Origin of the sequence: Pseudomonas sp. Pse79 (assembly GCF_024519615.1) — a bacterium.
Lineage (GTDB): Bacteria > Pseudomonadota > Gammaproteobacteria > Pseudomonadales > Pseudomonadaceae > Aquipseudomonas > Aquipseudomonas veronii.
In genome coordinates this window covers 210,436-233,224 of the sequence record NZ_JALJRR010000005.1, presented here as the reverse complement: position 1 = coordinate 233,224, position 22,789 = coordinate 210,436, and the positions used below count along the sequence as shown (strand labels likewise).

The following is a 22,789-nucleotide window of genomic DNA, read 5'->3' as shown; positions in this document are numbered from 1 at the left end:
TGCTTCATTATCCCGGCGCCCGTGGCCTGGAAGGGTTTGATTGAACCAGGCAAGATTGATTGCTGTGACTTCGACCCATTCGCCCTGAGTTGGCATCCTTTCGCAGCTCTTGAACGCGATACAACGTCCTTGTGAGTTCAATAAGGCAAAGTGGCGATATTTCGTGGCTCTATTAACTATAAAAATAGAGAGGCGCATGCCATCACCTTTGTCGGTTTGAATATTCAAGCGGGTTTGGCGTTATATGCAGTTACACCTCAGTAGACTCCGTGTCGGTATCCAGGCTCTGCGTTGTTGTTGGCCAACTGAGTTCAAACACGGTGCCGCCATTAATCGATGTCCGACAGCTCACCGTGCCGCCATGGGCGATGGCAATCGCGCGCACCACGGCCAGGCCCAGCCCACTGCCTCCCTGAGCACGGGAGCGAGAACTTTCGCCGCGCTGGAACGCATCGAAAATATATGTCGCGAAAGCGTCGTCCACCCCCGGCCCCTCATCCGTGACTCTCAGGAAGTTGCGCGAGTGTTGGCTGCCGAGTTGCACCCAGACGTTGCCCGGCGTCGCATGCCGACGGATGTTGTCCAGCAGCGCCAGCAACGCCTGGCGAATCCGCGCGCGGTCACAGCGTATCGGCCCCTTGAGCAGGTCCAGGTGCAGCACGAAGCCGGCGCTGCGCAGGCTCGATTCGAACAACCGTGCTTCGGCTTCCAGGTCGGCGGCCAGGTCGGCGTAGTCGGGTTCGAGCTTGAGGTAGCCGCTGTCTCCCAGGCCGACCACGCGCAGGTCTTCAACCAGGCGTGTCAACCCTTCCACTTGCGTCAGCAGGCTATAGAACTGCGCGGTGTCCGGTTCGAACACACCTTCGGCCAGCCCCTGCAGGCGGCCGCGCAAGATGGTCAGCGGCGTGCGCAACTCATGGGCGATCGCTGCGTTCCAGAACGCCTGTTCTTCGGCCATGCGTTTCAGTCGGTTGGCCATGCTGTTGAAGTCATCCACTAATAAGGCGGCTTCGCCCAAGGATTGATCCGGCGCCACTGCGCGGGCATCCAGGTCGCCATCGGCCAGCCTGCGCAGGCTGGCCGCCACCGAGTTCAAGGGCATCAGAATGCGCCGGGACAACTTGATCGCCGCTGCGACGCCGACGCCCAGGCTGACGCAGGTGATCAGGCTCATCCAGGCCCACTCCATGCCGCTGGGCAGCCACTCATCCATTTCCGCGTCGCTCAGCGGAGCAAACGACCACAGCAACCCATAAAAAACATAGGTCCCGACAATCGCCAGGGTTATCACACACAGGACCACGGCCGACATCGACAGGATAATCTGCCGACTCAAGCTGTTGGCGCCTTTCATGGCAGGCTCCCGAACCGGTAGCCGACCCCGCGGATACTGGCCGGTACGCCTTGCAGTCCGAGGTCCTCGATTTTCCTGCGCAATTTGCTGATATGGCTGTCGACCGTGCGCTCCAGGCTGTCGCTCTCGGGCGAGCAGAGGGCCAGCAACTCGGCGCGGCTGAACACGCGCCGGGGCGCCTTTGCCAATTGCGCGAGTAACTTGAATTCGGTCACGGTCAGGTTCAATGGGTGTTTCTGCCCATCGATGCTGACGCTCACGTCATGGTTGTCGATGTCGATTTCGAAGGCGTCCACGCGCAGCACGCTGCGCCCCGTCAAATAGCCATTGTCGATGCAGCGGCGCAGCACCGCCTGGGTTCTGGCGACGACCTCGGCCGGGTTGAACGGCTTGACGATGTAATCGTCGGCGCCAATACGCAGCCCCATGAGTTTGTCCACGTCCTGGTCCTGTGCGGTCAGCATGATGACCGGCGTGTTGCCGCGGTGACGAACCTCCGCCAGTACCATCCAGCCATCCAGTTTCGGCATCAGTACATCGAGCAGCACCAGGTCGGGCTTGAGCGTTTGATGCAGTTCGAGTGCGCGACGGCCATCCTGCGCATGCGCGGTTTGAAAGCCGGCGCGTTTGAGATAGGCCGTGAGGATGTCGGCGATTTCCGGTTCGTCTTCGGCGATCAGGATCAGTGCCTGATTAGCGGTTGATGCAACGAGTGATTCGGTCATGTTCTGCTCGGTCGATGTGCCCTGTGCTACCGGGCCATGCTGCAACGGCGCGCGGTTTTCTGGCAACGGGTTGGATGATGCACGGCAAGCATGCACTTTCAGCGTAGGTTTTATGGAGAAATGATGGAGACGCAGGTTTATTTTTCGTCGCGCGGAGGAGGGGGGGGGGAACGCTGCCTGATGCGGCGCGTTCAGGCGAAGCTGATGCGGTCGCTGTAGGCGTTCTGCACAATTTTGCGCTGGTAGTCACAGGGTGTCGTACTGACCAGCTTCTTGAAGTCGCGCAGGAAGTGTGACTGATCGGAGAAGCCCAGGTCCAGCGCCAGTTCCGAGAAGGATACATCGTGCTGGGTGTTCAATGTTTCCAGGGCCGCCTGGCAGCGAATGATGCGGCAAAAGATCTTCGGCGACATGCCGGTGTCCTGGCTGAACTGGCGATGGATGGTGCGGCTGGTGTAGCCGCTGAGGTCTTCAAGCTGCTGAATGCGCAGGTCACCGCGATGCACCAGGGCCTGTTGAATCACCATCGCCGTCAGTTTCGAGGTCCTGCCCATCAGGCGCGGGGCCAGGTAGTCATTGAACAGCCTCATCTGCTCTTCCAGCCGTGGGGTTTGCACGATGTTCTCGAACATGCGCTGGGCAAACCCCGAGACCTTGAGCAGATCCAGCTCCTGTTCGGTCAGGTCCGCGGCCAGCACATTGATGAAGCCTGGAATGACCCCCGGTGAAAAGCGCACGCCAAAGTAGTGATGATGCTGGTGCAGTTCGACGCGCTGCGCCTCCAGCGGCGTGCCGCAGATCCGCACGGTGGGACGTGTGGCATCGCAGTCGAAAACGATGTCCACGCAGCCATCCGGCACCGCCAGCACGTCGGTCGATTGGGCGACATCGAAGGCATAGAAATGCGAGATCGCCGGGTGTTCGGAAGGCATCACCGAATACCGCGATGAGTTGAGTACGAACCAGGGTTGTTCGTAGGCGGTTGGGTGCCGCGGCCTCGGCGCACACAGGTTGACCATGACGGAACCTTCGATTGGCAATATGCGCGAATATTCAGGCATTTATCGCGCCAACTCAGGTGCCCGCGGCAAGCGCCGATGTCCGAAATTTACAATACCGCCGATAAGCCCAGCCCGATACTCGGACTCGACAGCGTGGGAGCCGCGCCTACCGCAGCGATATCACCTTCAGCCCGAGAATAATTATGTCCACGACTACAAAAATAGACTTCATCTACCTGTCCGAGCAGGACATGATCCGCGCTGGCGTCACCGACATGCTTGCCTGTGTCGACACCATGGAAGAGATGTTCGGCCTGCTGTATATCGGCGATTACCGCATGGCGGGCCCGAACAACGATTCCCACGGCGCGATGGTGATTTTCCCCAAGGAATCACCGTTCCCGAACATGCCCAAACCCACCGCTGACCGACGCATGATGGCGATGCCGGCCTACCTGGGCGGCAACTTCTGCACCGCCGGCGTGAAGTGGTACGGCTCCAATATCGCCAACCGCGACAAAGGCCTGCCGCGCTCGATCCTGATGTTCACGCTCAACGACCCCGACACGGGCGCACCGCTGGCGCACATGTCGGCCAACCTGCTGTCGGCGTATCGCACCGGCGCGATTCCCGGCGTGGGCGCGCGCCACCTGGCCCGCAAGGATGCCAAAGTCGTCGGCCTGCTGGGCCCGGGGGTGATGGGCAAGACCACGCTGGCCGCTTTCATCGCGGTGTGCCCGCAGATCGATACCTTGAAGATCAAGGGGCGCGGCGAGAAAAGCCTCAACGATTTTATTGCCTGGGTAAAGCAAACCTACCCACAGGTGACCACGATAAAAGTCGTCGACACCCTCGAAGATGTGGTCCGCGACGCCGACCTTGTTACTTATTGTAGCTCCGGTGAGGTCGGCGACCCCTCGAACTACCCAATCGTTAAGCGTGAGTGGGTCAAACCGGGCGCCTTCATGGCGATGCCGGCGTCCTGCTCCCTGGATGAAGGCATGGAGAGCTCCGAGGTGCGCAAGGTGCTGGATAACACCGGCCTCTATGAAGCCTGGTTCGAAGAGTTGCCCAAGCCCGCGCACCACTGCGTGCCGGTGATCGGTGTGCGGTTCATGGACATGATCGCCGAAGGCAAGATGCAGCGCGACGAGCTCGAAGACATCGGCAAGATCGTTGCCGGCGATGCCCAGGGCCGCCGGAACGATGAAGAGATCATCATCATGTCGGTGGGCGGCATGCCCGTGGAAGACGTGGCCTGGGGCACGGTGGTGTACCGCAATGCCATCGCAAAAGGCATCGGCGTGAAACTGAATCTGTGGGAAACCCCCGCGTTGCGCTAAGCCACCCTTATCCATCTGAAGAGGCAACGACATGACCAAAATCATCAAGCTCAAGACCGGTTCCCCGTTTGAAGACCAAGCCAGCTATTCACGCCTGGTGGTGGTGGACAACTGGATCTATGTCTCCAATACCGCAGGCCGCAACCCGCAAACCAAGTTGATCCCCGAGGACATCCTCGAACAGACGCATCAGGTATTCGCCAACATCGAAACGGCCCTCGCCGCCGTCGACGCCAGCCTGGCCGATGTGGTGTGCTCGCGGGTGTTCATCCAGGACCCCAAGGACGTTCCGGCGGTCATGGGCCTGATCGGCGAGAAGTTTCGCGGTGTCGATCCGGCCAGTACCGTGACCTGCCCGCCGTTGGGCTCGACGGTCTACAAGGTGGAACTGGAAGTGACGGCCTATCGCAACGCCTCCAAGGCGCAGGTCGAAGTCATCCGCCTGTCGCAATGACCGCTACGCGGCCGTGCGCTTGTGCGGCCGACCTCAATCGCTCACAGAGTCTTGATCATGGCCCCGACTATAGCGCCCGTGAACACGTCAACCACGTTCCCCTTCGCGACGTCCGTCGTCATCATTGGCGGCGGGATTATCGGCTTGACGGCTGCGCTGACATTGGCCGAACGCAATATCGCGGTGGTGGTGCTGGAAAAAGGCCGTATCGCCGGCGAGCAGTCCTCACGCAACCTCGGCTGGGTGCGCAAGACCAGCCGGCACGCCGCCGATATCCCCTTGGCCCTCGCCGCAGATCGCTTGTGGGCGCAGATGCCTGAGCGGGTCGGCGCCGACGTCGGGTATCGGCAAGAGGGCATCATGTTCCTGGGCCGCAACGAGGCGCAGATGGCGATGCATGAAAGCTGGCTGAAATCGGTCGAACATCTGTCCCTCGACTCGCGGTTGCTGAGCCAGCGCGAGATCGCGCAACGGGTGCCGGGCGGCGTGGCTGACTGGGCCGGCGGTATTTTTACGCCATCCGATGCGCGGGCCGAGCCGACCCTGGCCAGCAGTGCGATCGCCAAGGCGGCCATGGCCAAGGGCGTGGTGATCATCGAGCAGTGTGCGGTGCGTACACTGCAGATGTCCGCCGGTAAGGTCAGTGGGGTGGTCACTGAAAAGGGTGAGATTCGCTGCGATCAGGTATTGCTGGCCGGGGGGATGTGGTCGCGGCGCTTTTTGGGCAACCTCGGCGTGGCGTTGCCGACCTTGGCCTTGACCTGTTCGGTGCTGCGCACGCATCCGATGGACGGGCCTACGGAAATCGCCGTGGGCGCGCCGGACTTTTCCTTTCGCAAGCATAAGGACGGCGGTTTCATCATTACCCAACGCGGCAAATTGGACGCCTACCTGACCCTCGATCACCTGTTGCTCGCCAAGCAATACATGCCGCAGTTTCGCGCGCAGCGCAGCGTGTTGAACGTGTCGCTGGGCAAGTATTTCTTTAACGACCTGGCGCTGGCCCGGCGTTGGTCGGCCGACAGTGTCAGCCCGTTCGAACGGGTACGGGTGCAGGACCCGGCCGCCAACCCGCGGCTCAACAACGATGCGATGAACAACCTCAAGGCCGCCTGGCCGGTATTCGAGCAGGCGCGGATCGCCCAGGCCTGGGCGGGCACCATCGACGTGACGCCGGACTCGAACCCGGTGATTGGGCCGGTCGCGCAAATTCCCGGGTTGACTGTCGCCACCGGTTTCTCGGGGCACGGTTTCGGTACCTCGCCGGCGGCCGGCCATCTGGCGGCGGATATCGTCAGCGGGCATACCCCGATCATCGATCCGAGCCCGTATCGTTTCGATCGTTTCTAAGCCGGCCCAAGCCCAGCCTTCATGGAGCACAACGATGTCGCCTGCCAGCTGTTTTTTTACTAATCGCACAGGCTTGCGCCTGCATTTTCTGCAATGGGGCGCGCCGAGCGGCGTGCCTCTGGTTCTGCTGCACGGCTTGCGGGCCTATGCGCAGACCTGGGAGTCGCTGGTGCAGGCGTTGGGCCCCGGTTACTGCGTTTACGCCCTGGACCAGCGCGGTCGCGGGTTGAGCGATTGGGCCACGCCGAGCAGCTACCACACGCAATCTTATGTGGAGGATGTGGAGGACTTCGTCGCCCACCTCGGTTTGCAACGCTTCGTGTTGCTGGGGCATTCGCTGGGTGGCGCCAATGCCCTTGAATATGCACGGCAAAACCCAGGGCGTTTGCACGGGCTGATCATCGAAGACATCGGTCCCGGCTCTTCGAGCCAGGGCGACGGCGCGGCGCGTATTCGCCGTGAAATGAGCCAGACGCCGTTGCACTTCGACAGTTGGGCGAGCGCCCGCGCTTTCTGGCAGGCGTCGCGCCCGGGTTTGTCAGAGCAGGGCCTCGCTTCCAGGCTGGCGCATTCGATGAAAGCGCACGAAGGGCTGATCAGCTGGCGGCACGATCAGCAAGGCATCGCCGAGGCGCGCCTGAGCATCGAGCCGACCGACCTGTGGCCGGCGGTGCGGGCCTTGGACTGTCCGACCCTGTTCATTCGTGGCGGGCGTTCGGACTTCCTGCCCACCGCGACGCTGCAGGCGATGCGTGACAGCAATCGGCAGGTGCAGACGGTGGAAGTCGCGCACGCTAGTCACTATGTCCACGACGATCAGGGCGAGACGTTCAACCGGCTGGTCGCTGACTTTCTCGCCAGCCTCACGACTCCCGGCCCATGAAGGCAAGCGCCAGCACTGCCGTGGCAGGCGGCCATGGCAAAAGCGAACCACTCTAGCGAGTGGTTTTTTTTGCCTGGATTTTTACGCGGTTGATACAAAGCTGATACGCGAAAAGCAGTTAATGAGAATCCATGTCATGCGCGAATGGTTTGGTATATCATGCGCCGCGAATTCTTGGCAGGTTTGCCTGCGCGTCGGCTCATCCATGAGGTCCAACATCCATGCGTCACACCCTGATTTCCCTCTGCGTGCTTCAGGCGTTTACTCCTTTTGCCTGGGCGCAGGTTGCCGCCTCTGAACAAAGCAGCCTCGAGTTGCAGGCGACCACGGTCACCGGCGAAATGGACTACGAGACGGCTCAAGGGCCGGTCAAGGGCTACCGCGCGACACGTTCAGCCAGTGCGACCCGTACCGACACATCGATTCATGAAACGCCGCAGTCCATCAGCGTAGTGCCCAAGGACGTGGTCGAGGACATTGGTGCGACTCGCCTGCAGGAGGCCCTGGACTACGCGGGCGGCGTCGGCCGGGCGAACAACTTCGGCGGGCAAGGGCTTACCAGCTTCACCGTGCGAGGCTTTACCACTGCCGAGTTCTACCGCAACGGTTTCCCGATCAACCGCGGCTACCCGAGCATGCCCGACGCCAACAGCATCGAGCGCCTTGAAGTGCTGCGCGGGCCGGCGACCATGCTGTATGGCCGTGGCGATCCCGGTGGCACCTTCAACGTGGTATCCAAACAGCCGCTGGCCGAGCCCACGGTCACGCTGGGTAGCCAATTGAATGATCAGGGCATGAAGCGCGGCACCCTCGATGCGTCCGGCCCGCTGGATGAGCAAGGCGCGCTGGCCTATCGTCTGAACGTGGTGGGCGAGGGCGGCGACACCTTCCGCGACCATGTCTCGAGCGAACGCTACGGCGTGACCCCGGTGTTGACCTGGCAGGCCAATGACGCCACCAAGGTGATCTTCGAGGGCGACTTCATGCGTAACAATCGCCCGCTGGATCGCGGCCTGACACGCTTCGCCAACCAGCGTGGGACGCCGTCCCGTGACACCTTCTGGGGTGAGAAGTACGCCGGCGACCTGCACAACGATAACAACATGGCCCAGTTGCGCTTCGAACATCTGCTCAACGACAACTGGACCCTGGGCGGTGGTTTCCAGTGGCTGGACGGGACGATGAAGGGCAACGGTGTCGAGGCCAACGGCGCGACCAGCCTGGATGCCGATGGCCGCACACTTCAGCGCAACTTCAACTACCGCAAGCTGGAATGGACCGACAAGGACTACCAACTCAACCTGACCGGGCACTTTTCCACCGGCGGCTTTGATCACACCTTGCTCACTGGCATCGAATACGAAGACTACGACTACAAGTCGATCATCCAGCGTTCCGCCGTCTTGGCGGGGACCTTTCCGATCGATATCTACAACCCGGTCTACGGCCAGCCTCGTCCGGCGCTGACCCGCACGCCGACACACGATAAAGAAAACCTCAAGACCTACGCGGCCTTCGTTCAGGACCAGGTGGCACTGACCGAGCGCTTGAAAGTCCTCGCCGGTGCGCGCTTCGAGCGTTTCGAGCACGATTACGAGTCCTACGTACCCGGTGTCAGAAGCTGGAACGCCGCCGACAACGCCGTCACCCCGCGCGTCGGCGTGATGTATGACCTCACCGACACCGTCGCGCTCTACGCGGATGCCGCGCGCTCGTTCAAGCCCAACACTGGCGCCAGTCGTCAGGGCGGCGGGTTCGATCCGGAGAAGGGCAAGTCCTACGAGATGGGCGTGAAGTGGGAAGCGCTTGACCGACAGTTGAGCGTCGATGCGGCGATCTACCAGATCGAGAAGAAAAATGTCCAGGGTGTCGACCCCTTTAACTCCGACTTCAATGTCGCGACGGGCCAGGTCCGCAGCCGCGGCTTTGATCTGAACGTGGCCGGCAACCTGACGCCCGAGTGGCGGATGATCGGCGGCTATGCCTATGTGGATGCCGCCGTCACCAAGGACACCACTGTCCGTACCGGAACGCGTTTGGCCAACATTCCGCGCAATAGCTTCAGCCTGCTCAACGTGTATGAGTTCCAGGACGGCACGCTCAAAGGCTTGGGCCTCGGCGCCGGTGGCAAATACGTGGCCGAGCGTGCCGGGCAGACGGCCAACAACACGTTCGCGATGGACGCTTACACGGTCGTCGACCTGCTCGGTTACTACAAGGTCAACGAAAAGGTCAGGCTCAACCTGGACGTGAAGAACCTGTTCAATCGCGAGTACGAAGAGGGCTCGTTCTTGAACTTCTACGCCTACCCTGGCGAGCCGCGCACGGTGCAAGTGGGTATTTCCTACACTCTGTAGCGCGGTCAGCGCCCGGCGCGATGTGCCTCGTCGGTTGATCCGGTGGTATGCCGGGCGAAGGTCACGCAGCCACACTTTTTGGCGGCCTGTAGGGAAACCCCTACAGGCTCCGAAAATCCCTCGCGCAATATCAGGATTGGATGATGGCTCTTTGCTAGATGTCGGGTTAGAGTGATTAAAAGGTTCTTGCGAATCTTCGTTTCTGCGACCCCTCCCGAGGCTGCAGGACACTTCATAATGTGGAGTGCATCATGAAAGTCCTAATCGCTGATGACTCATCCATGTCCCGCAAGCTGGTCTTGCGTTCCCTGCCAGAATCACTGACCGAAGATGTTCGCCAGGCCTGTAACGGTGCCGAGGTGATGGAGGCGTATCACGCCGGTTTGGTGGACCTGCTTTTTCTCGACCTGACCATGCCGGTCATGGATGGCTTCCAGACCCTTGAGGCGCTCAAGCGCGAGGACGCGAATGTGGTTGTCGTGGTGATCAGCGCCGACATCCAGCCGCTGGCCAGGCAGCGCGTATCCGATCTGGGCGCTGCTGCATTCGTCGCCAAGCCGGTTACGGCGCAAGCTGTACTCAATGCGTTGCACGTCATAGGGGTACTTTGATGGAAACCTTGGCCGCGCTAACCGAAGACCAACGTGACGCCTTGCAGGAATTGATGAACATTGCCATGGGGCAGGCCGCCGAACGACTGGCCCGGCTGACCAACACCATGGTTACGCTTTCGGTTCCTTTCATTCACCCACTGATCCGGGAGCAGGACAACCTGTTGATTCCGGACCATCTTCGTCGAAGCTCCATGATCGTCACCCGCCAGTCGTTCCTGGGGGAGTTACGCGGAGAGGTGTTCGTTTGCTTTGGTTCCATGGGGGCCGACAAGCTCGCCGAATTGCTCGGCTATAGCGACGGCGGCCCTGCGCAGCAGGAAGAACTGATGCTGGATGTCACCAACATCCTGTCCGGCGCCTGCATCAGTGGCCTGGCCAAGCAGGTGGCGATACAAGTGAGTTATGACGCGCCGTCGATTCTGGTCCACAGAGAAGAGTCCGCGAACGCACTGAATGAATTGAACCTGAACGAACACCTGGCGATGGTGTTGGAAATCCGTTTCGAGGTGCAGGCTCATCAATTCTCCTGCGACCTGCTGATCTGTATCACCGAACGTACAGCAGGCGTTGTGGTCCGGGCCATCGATCGCTTGCTCTATGAGCTTTGAAGGGGCGTCTTCATGACAGACAACAAGGCAATTTCCCGGGAAACCCTTGAGTCGATGCTCAAGGCCATCAACATGGGCGTGCTGCTGGTCGACCATGACTGCAAAGTGCTGTTCTCCAACCACTTCATGTCCATCAACAGCGGCCGCAGCGCCGAAGAGCTCGTCGGTCGCACGCTGTTCGAAGTGTTTCCGGAACTGCCCGAGGTCTGGACCCGGCAGAAGATCAACAGCGTCGTCACGCTGCAGAACTTTGCGTTCACCTCCTGGCAGCAACGGCCGCACCTGTTCAACTTCGAAAGCACCCGGCCGATCAGTGGCTTGGTCGGGCACATGTATCAGAACTGCACGTTCTTCCCGGTGCAGGACGCCGATGGCGGCAGTCTGGGGGTGGGCCTGGCGATAAGCGATACGACCGATACCGCTGCCCGCCAACTCGAACTGACGCACCTCAACGAGTTGCTGGAAGAGGAAAAGAGCGCCCAGGCGCTGCTGATCGCACGGCTCGAGGAGGCTCAGGCGCAGTTGCTGCAGTCCGAGAAAATGGCAGCGATAGGCCAGCTTGCGGCGGGCGTGGCCCACGAGATCAATAACCCGATCGGCTTTGTGTGCTCCAACGTCAACAGCCTGCGGCGTTACCTGGTGGATCTTTTCGCATTGCTCGACGCCTACGAACAGGCCAGTGACGAAAAACATGCGCAGGCTCATCCCGAGCTTGCGGCCATGCGGGACAAGGCGGATTACGACTTCATGCGGCAGGACATCGACGAGCTGATCGTCGAGTCGGTCGAGGGGCTGGACCGGGTCACTCGTATCGTCAAGGACCTGCGCGAGTTCTCCCATGTCGACAGCTACGAATGGCAGTTGGCCGATCTGCACAAGGGGCTGGATAGCACCCTCAACGTTATCTGGAACGAGATCAAGTTCAAGGCTCAGGTGATCAAGCGCTACGGCGATATCGAGCCTATCGAGTGCATGGGCTCGCAGATCAATCAGGTGTTCTTGAATCTGCTCATCAATGCGAGCCATGCCGTGGGCGTTGATGGCGAAATCATCATCAACAGTGGCAGGGAAGACGGCGGTGTGTTCGTCGAGGTCGTCGACAACGGTCACGGCATCCCGCTGGACATCCAGAACCGGATATTCGAACCGTTCTTCACCACCAAGCCGGTAGGCATGGGCTCGGGCCTGGGCCTGTCGCTGTCGTACAGCATCATCGTCAAGCACCATGGAAGACTCACCGTCGAAAGTGAACCGGGCCGGGGCAGTTGCTTCCGCGCGTGGCTCCCGTTACGTCAGCCCCAGGTACAGGCCCACGCTACCTCTGCCGTTGAAGGATGCTGAGCATGAACACCACCGAGTTGAGCGAAAAACGCTACACCGTCATGCTGGTGGACGACGAAGAAAGTATCCTCAACAGCCTGCGCCGCTTACTGCGTGGCAAGCCTTACGATTTGCTGCTGGCCACCAGTGGCGCGCAGGCGCTGAGCCTTTTCGAACTGCACCCCATAGACCTGATCGTCTGCGACGCGCGCATGCCGTTCATGGACGGCCCGACCCTGCTCCGTGAGGTGCATAAGCGCGATCCGCACTGCATGAATATCCTGCTGACCGGTTATGCCGACATGAGCATGATCACGCAGGCACTCAGCGATGGGTACATTTTCCGCTACATCAGCAAACCCTGGAAGGATGAAGAGCTTCAGCTCACCCTCGATGAGGCTTTGGAAATGCAATGTGTGCTGCGTGAACGTGACAACCCGAAGAAGCTCATCAGCGAATAGTGGCTCGACAGCTTCGGCGCCTCACGGTTTTTGATAAATCGAAGGCGCCACCAGCTTGAACGCATCGCTGACGCCGTTCAGGCTTTCCGAATGACTGATCATGAAATAGCCGCCACGTCGCAGGAATGGGAGCAGGCGACTGACCACTTTTCGCTTGGTCTCCTGATCAAAGTAAATCATCACGTTGCGCAGGAAAATCACATCGAATTCGCCCAGTTGGGGCAGGGTTTCGATCAGGTTGACTTGCACGAAACTGACCCGCTGGCGCAGGGATTTATCGATCAGGAAGGTACCTTCCTGCTGGCCGATGCCCTTGAGGCAGTATCGACTGAGCAAGGACTGCGGCAGTCTGTTGGCGCGTTCCATCGGGTAATGCCCGTTCCGGGCCTTGGCCAGTACCTGGGTGCTGATGTCCGATCCGATGACCTCCCAGGGCGTGCTGCGCAGGGTTTCGGCAAGGGTCATGGCCAGGCTGTAAGGTTCTTCGCCCGAGGAGCTGGCCGCGCTCCACACCCTGAAGGTCTTGCCTGGCGACGCGAAGGGCAATACCCGTTCGCGCAGGAACTCGAAGTGCTTGGGTTCACGAAAGAAATACGTTTCGTTGGTGGTCAACAGGTCCAGGGCGAACTGCAGTTCGTCGGGGTTCTCCTTGCCCATTATCATTTTGAAATACGCGCCGTAGCTCTCCAGTTCATGGAACTGCAGGCGCTTGAACAGACGCCCGGCAACCAGGGCTTTTTTCATGGGTGACAAGTGGATGCCCGCTGCACCATAGAGCCAGGACTGGAACTGGGTGAATTCACGATCTTCAAGATTGATCTGTTTCAATCCGAACTCCTTGTTCGTGACTTACAGCTCCTGGAGGCTGGGGCTGTCACCGGCGTCCGCCAGTTGAGACATTTCATCCATCGACAACACCTTGTCCACCTGCAAGACGATGACGAACGTGCCGGCGACCTTGGCCATGCCGCTGATGAAGTCAGGGCGAATGCGCGCGCCAAAGCTGGGGGCCGGCTTGATCTCGTCCGCCGGAATTTCCAGTACCTCTGACACACTGTCCACCAGAAGCCCGATATCCTGGGCCTGGTGGTCCTCGCTGCTGGCTTCGAGGATCACCACACAGCTGCGTCGAGAGACCTTCGTGCAGGGCTGCCCGAACCGTGCCTTGAGGTCCAGCACCGGCACCACGGCACCTCGCAGGTTAAGCACGCCGCGCACGAAGTCGGGCATCATCGGCACCGGAGTCACGTGTCCGTACTCGATGATTTCCTTGATGCCCTGGATATCGATGGCGAACATTTCGCCGCCCAGCAGGAGCGTCAGGTACTGCGCCTCCTGCTTTTGAATCGCCGTCGGCTGTCGGGTATCGGTTAACGCGCCCATGTCGCTCTCCTGCATGAAAAAAGCACCGCGTCCGGTTTGCGCTCAGAACCGCGTGAACTCGCTTTCGTCGGGGCCTGCGCTCTTGAGGAAGGTTTTCTGCGGGACCGCTCGCGGTGCCCGCGCCACCGCACGCGATACGCTGCTTGCCTGGCTGGATTTGCCCAGTGTGACGTTCGATGCCTGATCGCTTGCGTCCAGCCTGAAAAAACTCATGGCCTGCTGCAACTGTTCGGCCTGGGTACTCATTTCTTCGGCGGTGGAAGCGAGCTCTTCGCTGCTGGAGGCATTTTGCTGAGTGACCTGGTTGAGTTGGTTCATCGCCGAATTGATCTGCGCCACGCCGGCTGCCTGTTCTTCGGAGGCGGCCGTGATTTCCTGGACCAGATCGGAGGTCTTGTTGATCGACGGCAGCATCTCGCCAAGCAGATGGCCGGCCCGTTCGGCCATTTCGACACTGCTGGTGGACAGCTCGCCTATTTCCAGAGCCGCCACCTGGCTGCGCTCGGCCAGTTTGCGCACTTCGGCCGCCACCACCGCGAAGCCCTTGCCATGTTCGCCGGCTCGCGCCGCTTCAATGGCGGCGTTCAAGGCCAGCAAGTTGGTCTGGTAGGCAATGTCATCGATGATGCTGATGCGTTGCGCGATTTTTTTCATCGCCTGCACCGTCTGCTGAACAGAGTCGCCGCCGTCTCCTGCTTCCTTGGCCGCCTTGCTGGCCATGCCGTCGGTTATCTTGGCGTTCTCGGTGTTCTGGTTAATGCTGGCACTCATTTGTTCGATGGACGCACTGGTTTCTTCGACGCTTGCGGCTTGTTGGCTGGTGGTCTGGCTGATGGCCTGGGCGGTAGCGCTGACTTCCTCCGACGCGCTGGCCAGACCGTCGGCGGCATTGCGCACCTCACCGATAATCTGCGAAAGCTTGCCGATCATGGCCTGCATCGCCGTGAGCACACGCCCGGTTTCGTCCTTGGAACCACCTTCGATCTTCACGGCCAGGTTACCTTCGGCCAGTTGGCTGGCCACATCCACGGCCCTTTTCAGCGGGGTGGAAATGATGCGTGAAATAAACAACGCCAGCGCGATACCCACCAGCAAAGCCACGAGTACCGCGGCGATGATGGACAGTCGCGCATTGGCGTAGATTTCGTTACCGCGTTGATTGGCTGCCGTGGCTCCGGCGTCGTTGAGGTCGATGAGTTTTACCAGGTCGCTGGAGATCTGTTCGAAGTCCCGTTTCGAATCCCCTTTGAGAATGACACTGGTCTGTTCCTTCAAACCCTGCCGCGACTCGGCCAACAGGTTCTTGCTGGTGTTGAGGTAGCTGTTCCAGCTGGTCTTGAGCGTATCGAACAACGCCTGTTCCGCCGGGCTTGAGATCAGCTCTTTTTCATAGCGCGCCATGCGGGTCTCGACTTCCTTGCGGGCGTCGACGATCTCCTGTTCATATTGCGCCTGTTCCGTCGGGCTCTCGGCCATCAGATAGCGCAGTTCCTTGACCCGATAGTTGGCGACAAAAAAACGAATGCCGGAGACAACCCGCACCGAAGGCAACCAGTTGTCGCGCATCTCAGCGGCAGTTTCGTTAACCAGGCCCAACTGGATGATGGCGAACACGCCCGTCATGGCCGTCAGCACCAACACCAGCAAGAACGAAGTGATGAGCTTGGTAGCTATCCTTAAATCGTAGAACCATTTCATTGAAAGGCCTCTCCATGTGCGGTGCGGTTGGCTGAATTGCCGGGTTTGCTATCGTTCGAGGAATAAACAGCGGTTTGCCCAGGCGTTTGCTGGGCGCGTTGTCTGGTTGTCGGTGCGCCAGCCGCTCAATAGCAGGGCGCACGCGCCACAGGCAGCGGCTACGAGCGATAAGTGGAAAAAAGTGCGAGCCTGAGGAAGCGGCTGCAAGTTGCCGTATGACGACATAGGTTCCTCCCTGAATCAGTAAATAGCGATCCTTCTCACATCAGCCTATCGGCTCGGGCCAAGATCAACTTGAGCGCAGAACAGGTCAGTCGTCGGTCAGCGGTAAAATAATTCGGTTTTACCGGGGCGGTAAGTAAGGGCTGTAATAAAAAACGGCCCGGCAGCGGTGATTTATATAATCGGTAGACGACTGACGCAGGCGTGGCGTTATATAAATAGCGCGCAATCGCCGCGTGCGAGTCCTTCAACGTCATAATTGCCTCCTAGTTTCTTTGTCCTATCCAGGTTTCTAAGGCCTTGGGACTCATAGGTTTTTCTATCAAGTAACGCTGCAGAACTTCTTGGTTTTCTACGCCTTCTGCAACGACTCGGTAGCCGATATTTTGAAGTTATGCAGAATAGTTTCGCAAATTTGCTCAGGGCCCGGCTCATTCATTGAGAATGAAGCCGAATCGCGTCGGACTGATTTTATAAAGCAAGCAATTATTGGGTAGCAGTTTTGTAGGCGCGACGTTATCGCCAGGATCAAGTCTTGTGCACAGATATAACCCGGTGCCTTGACTATATCGTTGAGGACTTTCGGCATAATGACGTCGACTGCGTCAATCTCGCATGCGCTGTTTACCCGGTTCGTTTGATGTATATCTTCCTCAAACCTCAATCGATTAAACAACCCGGTGGGTTGGTCTACGAAGTTACGAGCGCGCATGTTGCAGATACGCATCATGACCCGTTCAGCGAAGCCATTGAGTATGCCTCTGTCCAACTCGCTCATGGGCGCGCGCGTGACAGTGTCAATAATGCAGAGCTCATCGACGATTGAGGCCCGCGTGACCGGCGCGTTGAAGTACGCCGAGGTCATTGCGGCGATTTTGTCGAAGACTTCGTCGGAGTCGCTGCCCGCGGGGCAAAATTTGGCGACCTCTTTTAGCCTTTCAGCTTCATTCGACGGAATAGGAGCGCCTTCGCCCATGATGACCCTCGCAATTGCTTGGTTCTACCTACAAGGTATCAGGTGATGATGTCATTATGATATCATTTTTTCGTTCGCTGCAACGCTCAGCGGTCTGCGCCTCGGCGTTGCGGGTGAGCACAGACAAGAGGTGATGCAAAACCCGCGACGGCCCATGTGTATTGACTTGGATCAGCTCCTGTAGCGCCTTCTCTTCTATCGTGCTGCAACTCTTCGAAGCTTGATATTGGGCTACAGTTCGAGCAAAGGATTGAGTCGTGGGTCTGAAGGCGCTTTAACGCGAGATAGACAAGTTGGCGGTGAGGGGCCGTGCTCTCGTAAAAACGTCAATGTTCAGGCGTTTCCGATTTCCAGCGCTGCGTAGAAGGTTGCTAGGCGTTTTACCCGCCTTGCAAATATCGTTAAGTCCGTTCAACGACCGAGGGCACAGGGATGATGGCTCGCGACGCACAGGCAGTGGCTGACGACGATACGTTGCGAACCCTCGAGAGTGTGCTCGGCTGTCTGTCCATTGCGGTTGTGGCGCTGGACCGCGCCGCTCGGGTTGTCGCCGGCAATCCCGCGTTCGCCCATCTGCAAGTTCAAAACGGTGTTTCTCCGGCAGCGGGCGGCGAGTTCATCGCCCTCCTGCGGCCCGAAGACCATGGGCTGTTTTATGCCGCGCTGGAAACGGCCACAGGGAACACGCGGGCTGGTTTCGCGGCGTTGAGCAGAGGGGCGTGCGGGCTGGACGTCTCCCTGACGTTGTGGCGCGATGCGTATTTTATTGTCGAGGTCGTTGCCCGCCAGGGCGCGTCGGCTCCGCCATCCGAAACCGAAAGCTACGCGCAGATCCCGCTCAGGTCGATTTTCGATTCCTCCGGCACCGGCCTGGCGCTGGTGTCGCTGGGCGGTCGTTGGCTACGGGCCAATGGCGTCATCTGCAGGTTGCTTGGGTATAGCGAAGCGCAGTTGCAAACCACCACATTCATGGCACTGACCCACCCCGAGGATCGCGAGGTCGGCAAGCAGTTGATCGACGAACTCAAGCGCGGTGCAAGGTCGGGCGCGACGTTGCATAAACGCTATATCCATCGCGACGGGCGGGTGGTGTGGGCGCGGTTGACCGTGGGAATGGTGCGGGACGATCAGGGGCAGCCGCTCTGCTTTGTGTCCCAACTGGAGGACATCACCGAGAACTGGCAGCTGCGCGAAACGCTGGTGGGCAGCGAACTCAAATTTCTCACCCTCGCGGAAAGTTCACCCAACATCATCGTTCGCTACAACCGCAACCTGTTGCGCACTTACGTCAACCCGGCCTTTTTGCGCTTGACCGGCATGTCTTATGACGAGTCGATAGGGGTAAGCCCCGACGAGGACGCGGGTGACTATATCAACCAGCTGCGCCATGTCGTTGCGACGGGCGAAACCGCGCAATTCCTCGACAGTTGGACCTTCGCGGACAGTACCGAGTTGGTCAGTTGTGCGGTCAGCCTGACGGCCGAGCGCAGCCCGACAGGCGAGGTGATCGGCGTGTTGGCGCTGGCCCACGACATTACCGAGTTGTGCAAACAACAGGTCCTGGAAGACGCGCGCTTGGGGATTTTCGAAAAAATGGCGACGGGCGCGCCCCTGGAAGAAACGCTCGGGCTCCTGGTGGACTATCTGCAATTGGCCTTGCCCCATCGGTCCTGCCGGGTGCAGCTGGTAGCGCCGCTCGGCACCGGCGCGGTGATGAATACGGCGTCTGCCGTAGGCTGGTCCGAGCCGATCGTGGACAAACAAGGCCACGTGCTCGGCACTTTCGAGTTGTCCCAGGCCTCCGGCATCGGGCCGGATGAGAGCGACATCCTGCGCGTGCGCCAGACCTGTCATATTGCGGCGATCGCGATCGAACGCTGGCAGTCAGAGTCGTTGCTCCGCGAGCGCGAGCGTCGTTACCGTGACATTTTCGACCACACCCTGGACATGCTTTGCCTGCTGGAAATGACGGCGGTCGGTTGCCTGCGTTGTGTCGAGGTCAACCCGGCGTTGTTGCGCGCGCTGGGCAAACCGCATGCCGATGTTATCGGTGAGCCGCTGGAGTTGATCTTTGGTCGGTTGGGCGCGCAAAAAATCCAGGCGCTCTGTGAGCAATGCACAAGCGCCGGGCGGGTGGTTGAGTCGGATGAGGGCATGGTGCTTCGCAACGAAGTCCGTCAACTGCACTTTACGCTGGTGCCGGTGGCGGACTCAGGGCGTGTGGCGGCGCGGATATTGGTGATCAGCCGCGACATTACCCTGTTGATCAGGGCCCGGCAGAAAGAACTCGGACGCCAGCACGACATCAGCGCACTGGTCGAAAACAGCCCGGACGCTATCGCTCGGTTGAGTGCTCATGGCGAAGTGCTCTACGTCAATGCGCAGCTGCGAAGATGGGTGGGCGGGGCCTGGCCGGAACTGATGGGCATGCCCATGGACGCGGTGGCGCCGCTGAACCACCAGTCTCAGCTGTTTCGCGAATTGGTGGCCCAAGTGATTCAGGAAAATAAAGCGACGGAGCAGGAGTTTCTGCTCTCGGGGTTGAAGAGCGCACCCAAAGTGGTACTGATCCACTTTGTTCCAGAGGTCGACGGCCAGCGGGTCGTGAGCGTGTTGGCGGTGGGGCGCGATATTTCCAGGCTGCGGGCTGCCGAGCGGCGCCTGGCCAACTCCAATGCACAATTGCGCGATCTGTCGACCCGTCGCGAAACGGCGCGGGAAGAGGAGCGCAAACTGATCGCCAGGGAGATCCATGATGAGCTGGGCCAGCACTTGACGGCACTGCGCATGGGGATATCACTGTTGAGGTTTCAATTCGGCGCCTCGACACCCGAGCTGACCCCGCAGGTCGAGCGGCTGATGGTGCTGACCGACAAGACGATCCAGGTCGTGCGTGATGTCTCCACCAGCCTGCGACCGTCCGCGTTAAACCTGGGGCTGGTTTCCGGTCTTGAGTGGCTGACCACCGAGTTCGTCACCTTGACCCGGGTTCCCTGTGTGTTACACCTGCCGTCGATTCCCCTGACGCTCCCCGATACCCACGTCACCGCCGCGTTTCGCATCGTGCAGGAGTCGTTGACCAATATCGCGCGTTACGCCGAAGCGACACAGGTCAGCGTCACCCTGAGCCCGCAGGAAACCAACTGGCTGCTGGAGGTCCAGGATAACGGCAAGGGGTTTGACCCCGACGCCGTCACCCGGCAGACCCTGGGGTTGGCCGGGATGCGTGAGCGTGGCCTGATGTTGGGCGGCAAAGTGATTGTTTTCAGCCATCCCGGACAGGGCACAACAGTCCAGGCATTCATTCCGATGCACAAGGATACGTATTAATGATTCGCATGCTGATCGCCGATGACCACACCATCATGCGCGAAGGGCTCAAGCAGTTGTTCATGCTGGTCGCCGACGTCCAGGTGGTGGCCGAAGCCGAGAGTGGCACGCAAGTGATCGAGCTGTTGCGCCAGGTCGAGATCGACCTGCTGCTGCTCGATATGAACATGCCGGGTATCAGCGGCGAAATCCTGATCGCCCGCCTGCATACCCAGTACCCGGAGCTGCCGATCCTGGTGTTGAGCATGCATAACGAAATCCACATTGCGCAACGCGCACTGCGCGCCGGTGCGCTCGGCTACCTCACCAAGGACCGCGACCCCGAGACCCTGTTGGTTGCCATGCGACGAGTGGCCAGCGGCCAACGTTACCTGGACCCGGCGCTGGCAGAGCAGATTGCCCTGCAAAGCAGTGGCCTGAAGCAACAGACCTACGTTGAAAGCCTGTCCGATCGCGAGTTTCAGATTCTGCGCTTGCTGGCTCATGGCATGAGCGTCAACCAGATCGCCGAACAGTTGGTCATCAGCAACAAGACGGTCAGCACCCACAAGACCCGGCTCATGGAAAAGATGGGGTTCGGCTCTACGGCGGACATTGTGCGCTTCGCCATGACCTTGGGTATTTCGTGAGCAAGCCCCTTGTGTAGGGATTTTCCTACCTTGGTTGCCGGTATCCCTACCCTGGAATAGGGATGGTCCGATGGCCGTGGTGCCATTATTGGGCCAGTATCCCTCTCAAGCAATCGAACTGCCGATCAACCGGCGACGAGATGCTTCGATTGGGAGACAGACCGTGAGCGAACAGACCACACCCCCCTCGGCTGCTTTGATAGTGTTTCCGGTCGCCTTGGCCGGTCTGCTCGGAGGTCTTGCGGTTGCCTACAGCAATGACTTCAGCGCATGGGCTGTGGCGGCAGGGGGCGCGTTGTTGGTGCTGTGCGTTGGCTTGGGCCTTTGGGCAAACAGATGCTTCCAGGCGCATTGCAACAGCCTGCAACGCCAGCTCGATCAGCCGCCCGAGGTCTCGGCGACATTGGCCGTCGATAACGGCCTGTCAGACGTGTGCCTCAGCGTGCTTCCCGTTTGGTCCAGGCAGATCGAAGCCGCGCGCGTGATCAGCGAAACGTCCATCCTCAAGCTCAGCGAACGCTTTGGCACGCTGTCATCGAACATCAGCCACAGCGTGGCCAGCAACGGCGGGCAAGATGCTTCCCAGCAATTGGTCGACTTGCTGGAAGTCGGCCAGCGCGACCTCAATTCCATCGTGCTGGCCCTGCGCTCCGCGCTCTCCAATAAAGAGAGCGAACTCAAAGAAGTCCTGCAGCTCTCCGGCTTCACCGAACAACTTCAGCAGATGGCCAAGTTTGTCGGTGACATCGCCAGTCAAACCAACCTGCTTGCCCTCAACGCCGCCATCGAGGCCGCGCGCGCCGGTGAGGCGGGGCGAGGTTTTGCGGTGGTCGCCGATGAAGTGCGCAAGCTGTCGAGTATGTCCGGCGAGACCGGGCGCAAGATCAGTGAAACCGTGAATACCGTCAACGCGGCCATTGCCCGCACGGTGCAAATGTCCCGCCACCACGCTGAACAAGACACCTTGACCCTCGCGGATTCGGAGCGTGTGGTCTCGCAGGTCATCGAACATTTTCGCGGTACCGCCCAGACCCTCGTGCGCAACAGCCATGACCTGCAACAGCAGAGCGCCAACGTCGCCGACGAGATTGCCCAGGTGCTGGTCGCCTTGCAGTTCCAGGACCGCGTCAGCCAGATGTTGACGCTGATTACCCGCGACCTGGACAAGCTCCAGCAGCAATTGGACGAGCGCCAGGCATCGAGCCTGAGCGGGCATACCCTCAGCCCGATGGTCAGTGATCGTTGGCTGCAAGAGCTTTCAACGGCCTACACCATGCCGGAGCAACACGCTATCCATGGCGGTAACACGCACGCCAAGTCCGATGACAGCGAAATCACCTTTTTCTAGAGGAGCTTTTCCGATGAGCAAAACCATTCTGATCGTCGACGACTCTGCCTCCATCCGGCAGGTGGTCAGCATCACTCTCAAAGGCGCGGGTTATGACGTGATCGAAGGCTGTGATGGCAAAGATGCGCTGAGCAAACTGGACGGACGCAAAATCCACCTGATTGTCAGCGACGTGAACATGCCCAACATGGACGGCTTCAGCTTCGTCAAGGCGGCCAAGCTATTGCCGGCCTACAAGTTCACGCCGGTCATCATGCTGACCACCGAGGCCAGTGATGCGATGAAGCAGCAAGGCCAGGCCTCCGGTGCCAAGGCGTGGATGGTCAAGCCCTTTCAGCCGGCGCAAATGCTCACTGCCGTCTCCAAGTTGATCCTGCCATAGCAATGACCAGCGACCGCTGGCCAGGAGGTTTCCATGAAAAGCACCGTACCGATGCTACGTCGAATCCAGGTCATGGAAGGCCCCCTGACGATCTACACCGCCACTGAACAAAAAGACCTGTTGTTGTCGTTGTTTCCGCTGGCGCATGAGGTTGAGTTGGACTTGTCCAATGTCGACGAACTGGACAGCGCCGGTCTGCAACTGTTGATCCTCATCAAACGCGAGTCGCTCAAGGACGGAACGCAGCTGTTGCTGAGCAACCCGAGCGCGACCGTAATCGAAGCAATACGGCTCAGCGGTCTTGACGACTACTTCGCCAATCCGCTTTTCGCCCAGTCGCTTGGAGCATGA

21 protein-coding genes are annotated in these 22,789 nt (G+C 59.7%); 14 read left to right on the top strand and 7 right to left on the bottom strand.

Features of this window, described 5'->3' with window-relative positions; all coding sequences use genetic code 11:
• Window positions 1–250 precede the first annotated feature (250 nt).
• From NR164_RS09400 to NR164_RS09390, 3 genes are all read right to left on the bottom strand, one after another.
• Complete coding sequence (locus NR164_RS09400) at window positions 251–1,354, bottom strand: ATP-binding protein (RefSeq protein ID WP_177032489.1); 1,104 nt, start codon at window positions 1,352–1,354, stop codon at window positions 251–253.
• Window positions 1,351–2,079 carry a response regulator gene (locus NR164_RS09395; protein ID WP_046384079.1) on the bottom strand — a complete coding sequence of 243 codons (729 nt, stop codon included), beginning with the start codon at window positions 2,077–2,079 and terminating at the stop codon, window positions 1,351–1,353. The genes NR164_RS09400 and NR164_RS09395 overlap by 4 nt, the downstream gene beginning before the upstream one ends.
• A gap of 191 nt (window positions 2,080–2,270) precedes the next feature.
• Window positions 2,271–3,098: a helix-turn-helix domain-containing protein gene (locus NR164_RS09390; RefSeq protein ID WP_026140022.1), complete on the bottom strand. Its 828-nt coding sequence runs from the start codon at window positions 3,096–3,098 to the stop codon at window positions 2,271–2,273.
• 185 nt (window positions 3,099–3,283) lie between these two features.
• Here NR164_RS09390 and NR164_RS09385 point away from each other — a divergent pair, with 185 nt between their 5' ends.
• The 9 genes from NR164_RS09385 to NR164_RS09345 all read left to right on the top strand — a co-directional run bounded on the left by NR164_RS09385 (window position 3,284) and on the right by NR164_RS09345 (window position 12,470).
• A complete protein-coding gene (locus NR164_RS09385) occupies window positions 3,284–4,423 on the top strand; it encodes a tyramine oxidase subunit B (RefSeq protein WP_026140023.1) in 1,140 nt (379 codons plus the stop codon).
• 31 nt (window positions 4,424–4,454) lie between these two features.
• A complete protein-coding gene (locus tag NR164_RS09380; protein ID WP_017846980.1) occupies window positions 4,455–4,877 on the top strand; it encodes a RidA family protein in 423 nt (140 codons plus the stop codon).
• 57 nt (window positions 4,878–4,934) lie between these two features.
• Window positions 4,935–6,227 carry an FAD-binding oxidoreductase gene (locus NR164_RS09375; protein WP_256822664.1) on the top strand — a complete coding sequence of 431 codons (1,293 nt, stop codon included), beginning with the start codon at window positions 4,935–4,937 and terminating at the stop codon, window positions 6,225–6,227.
• 34 nt (window positions 6,228–6,261) lie between these two features.
• On the top strand, window positions 6,262–7,110 hold the full coding sequence (locus tag NR164_RS09370) for an alpha/beta fold hydrolase (RefSeq protein WP_169881450.1): 849 nt from the start codon (window positions 6,262–6,264) through the stop codon (window positions 7,108–7,110).
• A 221-nt stretch (window positions 7,111–7,331) separates the two neighbouring features.
• Window positions 7,332–9,467, top strand: coding sequence for a TonB-dependent siderophore receptor (locus NR164_RS09365; RefSeq protein WP_256822663.1), 2,136 nt, complete (start codon window positions 7,332–7,334; stop codon window positions 9,465–9,467).
• Window positions 9,468–9,718: 251 nt separating this feature from the next.
• Window positions 9,719–10,078, top strand: a complete 360-nt coding sequence (locus NR164_RS09360; protein WP_017846984.1) for a response regulator — start codon at window positions 9,719–9,721, stop codon at window positions 10,076–10,078.
• Complete coding sequence (locus NR164_RS09355; RefSeq protein ID WP_046384059.1) at window positions 10,078–10,689, top strand: chemotaxis protein CheC; 612 nt, start codon at window positions 10,078–10,080, stop codon at window positions 10,687–10,689. Before NR164_RS09360 ends, NR164_RS09355 begins: the two co-directional genes overlap by 1 nt.
• Before the next feature lie 12 nt (window positions 10,690–10,701).
• Window positions 10,702–12,030, top strand: a complete 1,329-nt coding sequence (locus NR164_RS09350; protein ID WP_017846986.1) for an ATP-binding protein — start codon at window positions 10,702–10,704, stop codon at window positions 12,028–12,030.
• 2 nt (window positions 12,031–12,032) lie between these two features.
• On the top strand, window positions 12,033–12,470 hold the full coding sequence (locus NR164_RS09345; RefSeq protein WP_017846987.1) for a response regulator: 438 nt from the start codon (window positions 12,033–12,035) through the stop codon (window positions 12,468–12,470).
• A 21-nt stretch (window positions 12,471–12,491) separates the two neighbouring features.
• Here the strand turns inward: NR164_RS09345 and NR164_RS09340 are convergent, their stop codons facing one another.
• The 4 genes from NR164_RS09340 to NR164_RS09325 form a co-directional block, all read right to left on the bottom strand.
• Complete coding sequence (locus NR164_RS09340; RefSeq protein WP_017846988.1) at window positions 12,492–13,298, bottom strand: protein-glutamate O-methyltransferase CheR; 807 nt, start codon at window positions 13,296–13,298, stop codon at window positions 12,492–12,494.
• Between the two features lie 21 nt (window positions 13,299–13,319).
• A complete protein-coding gene (locus NR164_RS09335) occupies window positions 13,320–13,853 on the bottom strand; it encodes a chemotaxis protein CheW (protein WP_017846989.1) in 534 nt (177 codons plus the stop codon).
• Between the two features lie 42 nt (window positions 13,854–13,895).
• On the bottom strand, window positions 13,896–15,551 hold the full coding sequence (locus NR164_RS09330; RefSeq protein WP_256822662.1) for a methyl-accepting chemotaxis protein: 1,656 nt from the start codon (window positions 15,549–15,551) through the stop codon (window positions 13,896–13,898).
• A gap of 574 nt (window positions 15,552–16,125) precedes the next feature.
• A complete protein-coding gene (locus NR164_RS09325) occupies window positions 16,126–16,749 on the bottom strand; it encodes a hypothetical protein (protein WP_256822661.1) in 624 nt (207 codons plus the stop codon).
• A gap of 432 nt (window positions 16,750–17,181) precedes the next feature.
• Here NR164_RS09325 and NR164_RS09320 point away from each other — a divergent pair, with 432 nt between their 5' ends.
• The 5 genes from NR164_RS09320 to NR164_RS09300 all read left to right on the top strand — a co-directional run bounded on the left by NR164_RS09320 (window position 17,182) and on the right by NR164_RS09300 (window position 22,789).
• Window positions 17,182–20,079 (top strand): PAS domain S-box protein, encoded by a 2,898-nt coding sequence (locus NR164_RS09320; protein ID WP_256822660.1) that lies wholly within the window; start codon window positions 17,182–17,184, stop codon window positions 20,077–20,079.
• Entirely contained in the window at window positions 20,079–20,708 is a 630-nt protein-coding gene (locus NR164_RS09315; RefSeq protein ID WP_017846992.1) for a response regulator transcription factor, read from the top strand. The genes NR164_RS09320 and NR164_RS09315 overlap by 1 nt, the downstream gene beginning before the upstream one ends.
• Window positions 20,709–20,778: 70 nt before the next feature.
• Window positions 20,779–22,056, top strand: a complete 1,278-nt coding sequence (locus NR164_RS09310; protein WP_372340280.1) for a methyl-accepting chemotaxis protein — start codon at window positions 20,779–20,781, stop codon at window positions 22,054–22,056.
• Window positions 22,057–22,069: 13 nt separating this feature from the next.
• Complete coding sequence (locus NR164_RS09305) at window positions 22,070–22,438, top strand: response regulator (RefSeq protein WP_017846994.1); 369 nt, start codon at window positions 22,070–22,072, stop codon at window positions 22,436–22,438.
• 33 nt (window positions 22,439–22,471) lie between these two features.
• A complete protein-coding gene (locus NR164_RS09300; protein ID WP_017846995.1) occupies window positions 22,472–22,789 on the top strand; it encodes a lipid asymmetry maintenance protein MlaB in 318 nt (105 codons plus the stop codon).